This is a genomic window from Streptococcus cristatus, assembly GCF_008369405.1.
Classification (GTDB): domain Bacteria; phylum Bacillota; class Bacilli; order Lactobacillales; family Streptococcaceae; genus Streptococcus; species Streptococcus cristatus_G.
Genome location: NZ_VSJJ01000013.1, coordinates 31,695 through 41,382, shown reverse-complemented (window position 1 = coordinate 41,382; position 9,688 = coordinate 31,695). Strand labels below are relative to the sequence as shown.

The window sequence follows — 9,688 nt, the reverse complement described above, 5'->3', positions numbered from 1 at the left end:
AATACGCGACGTTGAGCGTCCCACATACTTTGATCAAACTCCACCTAAAACAAGGTGTCTTGCCAGTTTTTCTACAACAAAAGAGGCTCCATAATCCCTGCGGTGGATTTACCCACTACAGAAATTATAGAGCCAAGAAAAGGGAACTAAATGTCCTCTCTTTTTATTGTGGAGAAGTTCTTTGTGAGACTCCGAACACCACCTTATCCATGTATCAATACTCGCTTTTAGCTATATTCTATGAATAGATGTCTTTTAAATAACAGTCGCTTCGCTAGAAAGATTAGAAATATGAAATGTATAAAGCACTTGTCAAAAGCTAGAAAATTTGATATGATAGTAGATGCCGTTTAAATGGCAGAAATACTCATTTTAGATGAATTGTGGAGCCGTTGCCGATTGGTAGCTCTGCGAGCTGAAATCTAAAAGAGGAAAAAAACAAAAAGGAGAATTTACTCATGGCAGTAATTTCAATGAAACAACTTCTTGAGGCTGGTGTTCACTTTGGTCACCAAACTCGTCGCTGGAACCCTAAGATGGCTAAGTACATCTTCACTGAGCGTAACGGTATCCACGTTATCGACCTTCAACAAACTGTAAAATACGCAGATCAAGCTTACGACTTCATGCGTGATGCAGCTGCAAACGATGCAGTTATCTTGTTTGTTGGTACTAAAAAGCAAGCTGCTGAAGCTGTAAAAGAAGAAGCAGAACGTGCTGGTCAATACTACATCAACCACCGTTGGTTGGGTGGAACTCTTACAAACTGGACAACTATTCAAAAACGTGTTGCTCGTTTGAAAGAAATCAAACGTATGGAAGAAGAAGGAATCTTCGAAGTTCTTCCTAAGAAAGAAGTAGCACTTTTGAACAAACAACGTGCTCGTCTTGAAAAATTCTTGGGTGGTATCGAAGATATGCCTCGCATCCCAGATGTAATGTACATCGTTGACCCTCATAAAGAGCAAATCGCTGTTAAGGAAGCTAAGAAACTTGGTATTCCAGTAGTTGCGATGGTTGACACAAATACTGATCCAGACGATATCGATGTGATTATCCCTGCTAACGACGACGCTATCCGTGCCGTTAAATTGATCACTGCGAAAATGGCTGATGCTGTTATCGAAGGCCGTCAAGGTGAGGACGCTGTAGCAACTGTTGAAGCAGAATTTGCTGCAACTGAAACTCAAGCAGACTCAATCGAAGAAATCGTTGAAGTTGTAGAAGGCGACAACGCATAATTTTCATAAGTCAATTAACCTAAAGGGGCGGGGCTCAGCCCGGCCCCTTTATTTAAAAATAGTAAACATAGGAGAAGAAAAATGGCAGAAATTACAGCTAAGCTTGTAAAAGAATTGCGCGAAAAATCTGGTGCTGGTGTCATGGACGCTAAGAAAGCATTGGTTGAAACTGATGGTGACATCGAAAAAGCGATTGAATTGCTTCGCGAAAAAGGTATGGCAAAAGCAGCTAAGAAAGCTGACCGTGTTGCCGCTGAAGGTTTGACAGGCGTTTATGTGGATGGTAACGTTGCAGCTATCGTTGAAGTCAATGCAGAAACTGACTTTGTTGCGAAAAACGCTCAATTCGTTGAATTGGTAAATACTACTGCAAAAGTTATCGCAGAAGGCAAGCCAGCTAACAACGAAGAAGCGTTTGCATTGACAATGCCTTCAGGTGAAACTCTTGAAGCTGCATACGTATCTGCAACTGCAACTATCGGAGAAAAAATCTCATTCCGTCGTTTTGCTTTGGTTGAAAAGACTGATGCTCAACACTTCGGTGCTTACCAACACAATGGTGGCCGTATCGGTGTTGTTTCAGTGATTGACGGTGGCGATGACGCTCTTGCAAAACAAATTTCTATGCACATTGCTGCGATGAAACCAACTGTTCTTTCATACAAAGAATTGGATGAGCAATTTGTTAAAGATGAATTGGCACAATTGAACCACGCTATCGATCAAGACAATGAAAGCCGCGCTATGGTTGACAAGCCAGCACTTCCACACTTGAAATATGGTTCAAAAGCTCAGTTGACTGACGAAGTGATTGCACAAGCTGAAGCTGACATCAAAGCTGAGTTGGCTGCTGAAGGCAAACCAGAAAAGATCTGGGACAAGATCATCCCAGGTAAAATGGATCGCTTCTTGCTTGACAACACTAAAGTTGACCAAGCTTACACACTTCTTGCACAAGTTTACATCATGGATGACAGCAAGACAGTTGAAGCCTACCTTGATTCAGTGAATGCTTCAGTAGTTGAGTTTGTTCGCTTTGAAGTTGGTGAAGGTATTGAAAAAGCAGCTAACGACTTCGAATCAGAAGTTGCAGCAACAATGGCAGCTGCTCTTGGCCAAAACTAATCTAAGTTTATAACAAAAAAAGATTGAAGAGAAATCATTTCTTTTCAATCTTTTTATTATGCTGGCCTGAATAGTTTTTCTTTTAAATTGAGAAGAACTGGCCTAGGAGATAGGTGACAGTCATGGTCAAAAGTCCGATAGTGAAGTTACGGATCATGGCATTTTTAATGGGTGCCTGTCTCAATTTTGCACTAGTATAGCCAGTTCCCAAGAGGGAAAGAGCTACAACAAGGACGGTCGCTGGAATCCGATAGGTAGCCGGAAGCAGAACGATGGTCAGCATAGGGGAAATTGCACCTATGGCAAAGGCTAGAAAGCTGGATATGGCTGCATGCCAAGGATTGGTGAATTCTTCGACCTCAATGCCGTACTTTTCCTCCACCGAGGCCTTGAGCGGATCCTGCAAGAAGGCGCGATTGGTCAAGAGTTGGGCAGAAGTCTCGCACTCACCATTTTGGACGTAGGAGGCGTAGAGGGACTGTCTGGCGATATCGGGATTCTTTTCTAAGAGTTCTCGCTCTCTAGCCACTGCAGCCTCCTCAGTGTATTTCTGAGTGGAGACGGATACGTACTCCCCGCCAGCCATAGAAAAGGCGCCTGCAAAGACAGCAGCCAGACCAGACAGAAAGATAATCCAAACATCTTCCGTCGCACTGGCCACCCCGATGACCACCCCTGCGATAGAAATAATGCCGTCGTTGGCTCCCAAGACCCCAGCCCGCAAAATATTCAGGCGTCCACTAAAATTTTTGTCAATCTTATGTTCTTCCATTCTGAAACTTTTCTCTTTTCTTTTTATTTATAATCATTATAAATAAAAAGAGTGAGGATAGCAAGTGAAAGTCGGAAAATGAGAAAAGTCCGACGATTTAAGGGAAAATTCTTATCAAAAAAGAGAGTGGGACAGAAATCAGTAATTCGTTAGAATTCGATTTCGTCGTCCCACCTCCGCACAGTTGAGTAGGCCTGTAAAAGCTGATGAAATCAGCGTAGTAGAGCCCACTCAACCACTGCATCTTGCTCAACAATCCAAAGACAACTGAGAGGCTAGGACTTTTGTCCCAGCCTCCTTTTTTATAATCACTATAATGTTGCACCAAACTGCTTATTTTACTACGATATTAACCAGTTTATTCGGCACGCTGATCACTTTCACGATTTCTTTACCGGCAATTTCAGACTTGATTTTCTCATCTGCCAGAGCGATTTCCTGCAGTTCCTCACGGCTCAGATCTTTGGCTACGACTAGCTTAGCACGAACTTTACCCTTGATTTGCACTACGATTTCGACCTCTGCCTCGACCAGTTTACTTTCATCATAAGTTGGCCAAGCTACGTAGGAGATACTCTCGCTAGTTTGAGCTACTGCCTGCCAGAGCTCTTCGGCCAAGTGCGGTGCAAAAGGCGCTAGCAATTGGATAAAACCTTTAGCATATTCGACATAGAGCTTTTCTTCCTTGTTGGCTGCATTGACAAAGATCATGAGCTGGGCAATGGCTGTGTTAAACTTGAGCTCCTCGATCTGCTCTGTGACAGATTTCACCGTTTCGTTGTAGACCTTATCAAGAGCGCCATTGTTTTCCGCAACGATTTCTTTGGTTGTCATCAAACGGTAAACACGGTCGAGGAACTTACGGCTTCCTTCCAGACCTTCTTCTGACCAAGCGATAGAAGCATCAAGTGGTCCCATGAACATTTCATAGACACGAAGAGTGTCGGCACCGTATTGTTCCACCACATCGTCTGGGTTGACCACGTTTTTGAGGGATTTAGACATCTTGGCTGGTGCTTGCTCCAACTCTTCTCCTGTTTCCACATGGAAGAAGGAACCATCACGTTTTTCAACCTTATCAGTTGCCACAAGAGCGCCACGGTGGTCACGGTAGCTCGTTCCCAAAATCATTCCTTGGTTAAAGAGTTTTTGGAATGGTTCTTTAGTTGGAACAACACCGATATCATAAAGGAATTTGTGCCAGAAACGAGCGTAGAGCAAGTGAAGAACGGCATGCTCTGCCCCACCCACATAGATATCTACTGGCAACCATTGTTTGAGAAGGTCCTCATCAGCCAATTTCTCAGTATTATGTGGGTCTATATAGCGGAGATAGTACCAACTTGAACCTGCCCATTGTGGCATAGTATTGGTCTCACGACGACCTTTGACGCCATCTTCACGAGTCACCTCAAGCCAGTCTGTCAAGTTAGCTAGTGGACTTTCACCAGTACCTGAGGGGCGGATGTCCTTGGTTACTGGCAAGACAAGTGGCAGTTCATTTTCAGGGACAGCCGTTGAAGTCCCATCTTCCCAATGAATGATTGGAATTGGCTCACCCCAGTAGCGCTGACGACTAAAAAGCCAGTCGCGGAGGCGGTAGGTAACCTTCTCTTGTCCACAACCTTTCTCTTCCAACCAAGCCACAATCTTAGCAATAGCGGCAGCCTTGTCTAAGCCATCTAGGAAGCCAGAGTTAATATGCGGACCGTCCTCTGTATAAGCAGCGTCAGCAACATTGCCACCCTCTAGAACCGGAATAATCTCTAAATCAAACTGCTTAGCAAACTCCCAGTCGCGCTCGTCGTGTGCAGGAACAGCCATGATAGCCCCTGTTCCGTAGCTTGCAAGCACATAGTCGGCAATCCAGATTGGGATTTCCTTGCCGTTGACAGGATTGATGGCATAAGCTCCTGTCCAGACACCAGTCTTCTCCTTAGCCAAGTCAGTCCGAGCTAGGTCTGATTTGAGGCTGGCTGCATGTTTGTAGTCTGCAACTGCTTGGGCTTGTTCGGCACTTGTAATGGCGTCAACAAGTGCATGCTCCGGAGCCAAAACAGCATAGGTCGCACCAAAAAGGGTGTCCGGACGAGTCGTAAAGACGGTGAAGTCCTTATCTGTATCCTTAATCTTGAAGGTTACATTAGCACCGGTTGATTTACCGATCCAGTTGCGCTGCATGTCCTTGATAGACTCAGGCCAGTCCAGCTCCTCCAAGTCATTGAGCAAACGTTCTGCATAAGCTGTGATTTTCAGCATCCACTGACGCATAGGCTTGCGGACAACTGGATAACCACCGCGCTCAGATGTTCCGTCTGGCAGAACTTCCTCATTGGCAATAGCCGTTCCCAGCTCTTCCACCCAGTTTACTGGCACTTCAGCTTCATAGGCCAAGCCTTTTTCGTAAAGCTTGGTGAAGATCCACTGGGTCCACTTGTAGTAGTTGGGGTCAGTCGTGTTAACTTCCCGATCCCAGTCATAAGAAAAACCAAGCGCGTTGATTTGGCGTTTGAAGTTGGCAATGTTTTCTGCTGTAAAGTCAGCCGGGTCATTTCCTGTATCCATAGCGTACTGCTCAGCTGGCAGACCAAAGGCATCCCAGCCCATAGGATGAAGGACATTGTAGCCTTGCGCGCGCTTGTAGCGGCTGAGGATATCCGTCGCTGTGTAGCCTTCAGGGTGTCCTACGTGCAGACCAGCTCCTGATGGATAAGGGAACATATCCAGCGCATAAAAGTTAGGCTTGTCCTTGTCGGTACCTGTCTTGAATGTATGGTGCTCAGCCCAGTATTTCTGCCACTTGGGCTCGATTTCTTTGTGATTGTAAGTTGCCATAATCATTTACTCTCCAACGATCTTTTCTGTGTTCTAGACACGTTTCTATCTATTATACCATTTTCAAGGGATTTTGAAAGCAACCGACGAAGGAGAATGAAGAAAATCTTTGCGGCTTGACCCTGACTTATTTTTAAAAATAGATAGAATGAAGGCAAGTTTAAAAAAGTGAGGTTGAGGATGACAAGAAAGACTTTATTTCAGATTATTGAGCCCCATCAAAAGGAAAATGCGATTGAAAAAGCCTATGATGTCTTTACGTTCCTGACTATTATTGTCAGCCTGATCCCCCTGACTACAAAAAGTCACACAGGAATCTTCATGTGGTTGGATTTTGTGTCCACGATTATTTTTATTATTGACTACCTTCTTCGGCTTCTAACGGCCGATTATAAATTGGAAAAGGGGAAGCTTTCTTTTTTCCTCTATCCTTTTACCTTTTTGGCGCTGGCTGATCTGCTCTGCATTTTGCCTTCTCTCTTTTTGCTAAATAATAGTTTGCGGCTTTTTAAGATTTTGCGTATGCTTCGTATCTTACTGGTCTTTAAGTTCATTCGCTATTCTAAAAATATCCAAATATTGACCAATGTCTTAAAAAAGCAGAAGGACAGTTTGATGATCGTGGGCCTTTTGGCTCTCGGCTATATCTTCATCTCTGCCCTTATCATTTTTAATGTCGAACCCAGCACGTTTCCTAATTTTTTTGACGCCCTCTACTGGGCAACCATCTCCCTGACGACGGTTGGTTATGGTGATATTTATGCAGTTTCAACGATTGGAAAAATTATTACCATGATTTCATCCTTTTTAGGAATCGCCATTGTCGCCCTGCCCGCTGGTATCATCACAGCCGGCTATATGAAAGAAATCAAAGAACTATAAAAACCTGTTCGGTAAGGCCATGACGCCATTCCCGAGCAGGTTTTTGTTTGATTAAATATGATTGAAGTCCTTCACCAAATCACCACGCGCTCTTCTGGACTGCGCCACATGCCGTCTCCTTCTTGGACATCAAAGGTCGTAAAGAAGTCGTCAAAGTTAGGCAGCTGTACATTGGTCCGAAGCTTGGCTGGAGCATGGACATCAACGCTTGCCAAGAGCTTCATATACTCTTCGCGTCCTTTCATTCGCCAGATGCGGGCAAAGTTGGTGAAGAATTCCTCCGCAGAGAAGTCAGCTTCTTTCTTGGCTGCTTCTAGAGCTGCTGCAATACCGCCCAAGTCCGCTACGTTTTCTGAAACGGTCAGCTTGCCATTGACCTTGGCACCATAGGAATCTAGACCTTCAAACTGGTCGATGACTTTCTGAGTCCGCTCAGTAAAGGCTTGGTAGTCATGCTCTGTCCACCAGTTGTTGAGGCTGCCGTTTTCATCAAAGGAAGCGCCGTTGGTATCAAAAGCATGAGAAATTTCATGAGCAATAACCGCTCCGATACCGCCATAATTGGCTGAAGAAGACTGGTGCAGGTCGTAGAAAGGCGCCTGCAGGATAGCCGCTGGAAAGACAATCAGGTTTTTCTGAGGATTGTAGTAGGCATTGACCATATGGGCTGGCATTCCCCATTCTTTGTAATCCACTGGCTGGTTCCACTTGCTCCAACCATACTTAATTTCCACTTGTCGCAGTTTTTGAGCATTTTCGAAGAGGCTGAGATTTTCATCCACAAGCTTGTCTGCATAGCGCTCAGGCAGCTCCTCTGGGTAGCCGATATAAGGCTTGATGACATTGAGCTTGACAATAGCCTTGTCCCGAGTTTCTGGTGTCAGCCAATCATTGCTTGCGAGGCGTTCCTTGTAGACTTGGATCATGTTGGCTACTTTTTGCTCGACATCGGCCTTGGCTTCAGGGGAGAATTTCTGTCCGGCATACCAGAGCCCGATGGCTTGATTGAAAGGCGCTTGAGCTAGGTAAAAGGCAGCTTTTTTCTTGTCTTGCGCTTGAGGTGTTCCAGATAGGGCACGACGATAAGCGCCTGCTAGGACACGGATTTCGTCAGTCAAATAAGCTTCAGCTGACGCGATAGCGTTAAAGATAAGCACGGCCTTGAGCAGAGGCCAAGCCTCTTCACAGTAGAATTGGTCGGCAGCCTGCCAGAAACGCTCCTCTGGTACGATAATCTGGTCAGGAATTTGCCCGATGAGTTGGGTGAAGATAGCATCTAAAGGTAGATTCGGTGCTAAGGCCTTGAAGTCTTCCCACTTGTAAGGATGGTAAAGCTTGGCATATTCTGAGCTTTCCTCTCGTGACAGAACGACTTTGGCAATTCGAGCATCCAGTTCTAAAACCTTATCCAGCAAATCTTGGATTTCTTCTGCTGAAAATTCGAATTTTTGCAGCAAAGCCTCGGAAGATTCGCGCCATTTTTTCAAGAGCTTATCCTTTTGAGGATGCCCATCGGCATAGTAGGTTGTATCTGGGAGAATAGTACCTGGTGCATCTGCCCAAAGGACATTGATACGGGCGTCCATAAAGTCAGGCGCTACACCAAAAGGAAAGAAATTGGGCTTGCCAGCCAGCTCAAACTCGGCAATCTTTGTGGTAAATTCTGCAAAGGAGTTGAGTGCTTGATATTCCGCAATCAAAGGCAAAACAGGCTTGACACCGAGTTCTTCCCGCTTGTCATAGTCAGCAGCTAAACGATGGTACTTAATAAAGTTTTGTAAAATAGCATCATCAGGAACTTCCTCACCCCGCAGCCATTGATCAGTAGTGGAGAGCATTAGCTTTTCAATCTCATCTGACAGATCCGTAAAACCACCAGTTACGGGCTTATCATCTGGGATAACCGCTGTTTTGGCCCATTCACCATTAATGGCATCATAAAAATCATCTTGTAAACGTGTCATCTTGTTCTCACTTTCATGCTTTTGATATAACCTTATCAAAATTAGCTCCTTTTTTCAAATATTTCCTATATTGACTTTAAGGATTTTTTAAGAATTAACTTGACTTAATTTTCATTTTAATGTATATTAAAACAAAAGAGGTATAACAATGATTGAAATGAAAAATTTAAGTGTCAGTTATCAAGGACAGCTGGCCTTAGAACCAACTTCTTTAACAATAAAAGGACCTACTATCACAGGGATTATCGGACCAAACGGGGCTGGGAAGTCAACGCTCATCAAAGGTATGTTAGGAATTGTTGAGAGTGAGGGGCAGACCTTTCTGGATAGAAAACCCATGAAGCAAGAATTAAGCAAGATTGCTTATGTAGAGCAGAAAATTCACATTGACTATAATTTTCCTATCAAGGTCAAGGAATGTGTGTCTCTGGGCTTGTATCCTAAGATCAAGCTCTTTCAACGCCTCAAAGCGTCTGACTGGGAAAAGGTTGCTCGGGCTTTGAAAATCGTTGGTTTAGAAGATTTTGCTGAGCGGCAGATTAGCCAGTTGTCTGGTGGACAATTTCAACGGGTCTTGATTGCCCGTTGCTTGGTTCAGGAGGCGGACTATATTTTCCTAGATGAGCCTTTTGTTGGGATTGACTCGGTCAGCGAAGAGATTATTATGAAAACACTTCGTCAGCTAAGAAAAGACGGGAAGACGATTTTGATTGTCCACCATGACTTGGGCAAGGTGGTCGCTTATTTTGATCAAGTCTTGTTACTTAATAAAAAAGTCGTCGCTTTCGGATCAACTGAGAGCACCTTCACCAAAGAAAATATGCAGAAGACCTATGGCTCTCAGCTCTTTATGAATGGAGGTGCCTAGG

General features: G+C 44.4%; 7 protein-coding genes. 4 read left to right on the top strand and 3 right to left on the bottom strand.

From position 1 onward, the window contains the following. The first annotated feature begins 458 nt into the window (after positions 1–458). Together rpsB and tsf are read left to right on the top strand one after the other, a co-directional pair. A complete protein-coding gene (gene rpsB / locus FXF62_RS10010; RefSeq protein WP_015605907.1) occupies positions 459–1,241 on the top strand; it encodes a 30S ribosomal protein S2 in 783 nt (260 codons plus the stop codon). 81 nt (positions 1,242–1,322) lie between these two features. Next, the gene (tsf, locus tag FXF62_RS10005) at positions 1,323–2,366 is read left to right on the top strand and encodes a translation elongation factor Ts (RefSeq protein WP_149518621.1); all 1,044 of its coding nucleotides are present in this window, start codon (positions 1,323–1,325) and stop codon (positions 2,364–2,366) included. A gap of 82 nt (positions 2,367–2,448) precedes the next feature. Here tsf and FXF62_RS10000 read toward each other — a convergent pair whose 3' ends face one another. Together FXF62_RS10000 and leuS are read right to left on the bottom strand one after the other, a co-directional pair. Next, a complete protein-coding gene (locus tag FXF62_RS10000; RefSeq protein ID WP_149518620.1) occupies positions 2,449–3,138 on the bottom strand; it encodes a VIT1/CCC1 transporter family protein in 690 nt (229 codons plus the stop codon). Positions 3,139–3,471: 333 nt separating this feature from the next. Then, positions 3,472–5,973, bottom strand: coding sequence for a leucine--tRNA ligase (gene leuS, locus FXF62_RS09990; RefSeq protein WP_149518623.1), 2,502 nt, complete (start codon positions 5,971–5,973; stop codon positions 3,472–3,474). A 180-nt stretch (positions 5,974–6,153) separates the two neighbouring features. Here leuS and FXF62_RS09985 point away from each other — a divergent pair, with 180 nt between their 5' ends. Further along, a complete protein-coding gene (locus FXF62_RS09985) occupies positions 6,154–6,855 on the top strand; it encodes an ion transporter (RefSeq protein ID WP_149518619.1) in 702 nt (233 codons plus the stop codon). Between the two features lie 71 nt (positions 6,856–6,926). Here FXF62_RS09985 and FXF62_RS09980 read toward each other — a convergent pair whose 3' ends face one another. Continuing rightward, on the bottom strand, positions 6,927–8,819 hold the full coding sequence (locus tag FXF62_RS09980) for a M13 family metallopeptidase (RefSeq protein WP_149518618.1): 1,893 nt from the start codon (positions 8,817–8,819) through the stop codon (positions 6,927–6,929). 148 nt (positions 8,820–8,967) lie between these two features. Here FXF62_RS09980 and FXF62_RS09975 point away from each other — a divergent pair, with 148 nt between their 5' ends. Continuing rightward, positions 8,968–9,687, top strand: a complete 720-nt coding sequence (locus FXF62_RS09975; protein ID WP_149518617.1) for a metal ABC transporter ATP-binding protein — start codon at positions 8,968–8,970, stop codon at positions 9,685–9,687. The last annotated feature ends 1 nt before the right edge of the window (position 9,688 follow it).

Excerpts from the sequence above, each read along its gene's own strand:
- rpsB (WP_015605907.1), top strand. The coding sequence starts at position 459 with ATGGCAGTAATTTCAATGAAACAACTTCTTGAGGCTGGTGTTCACTTT.
- tsf (WP_149518621.1), top strand. The coding sequence starts at position 1,323 with ATGGCAGAAATTACAGCTAAGCTTGTAAAAGAATTGCGCGAAAAATCT.
- FXF62_RS10000 (WP_149518620.1), bottom strand. The coding sequence starts at position 3,138 with ATGGAAGAACATAAGATTGACAAAAATTTTAGTGGACGCCTGAATATT.
- leuS (WP_149518623.1), bottom strand. The coding sequence starts at position 5,973 with ATGGCAACTTACAATCACAAAGAAATCGAGCCCAAGTGGCAGAAATAC.
- FXF62_RS09985 (WP_149518619.1), top strand. The coding sequence starts at position 6,154 with ATGACAAGAAAGACTTTATTTCAGATTATTGAGCCCCATCAAAAGGAA.
- FXF62_RS09980 (WP_149518618.1), bottom strand. The coding sequence starts at position 8,819 with ATGACACGTTTACAAGATGATTTTTATGATGCCATTAATGGTGAATGG.
- FXF62_RS09975 (WP_149518617.1), top strand. The coding sequence starts at position 8,968 with ATGATTGAAATGAAAAATTTAAGTGTCAGTTATCAAGGACAGCTGGCC.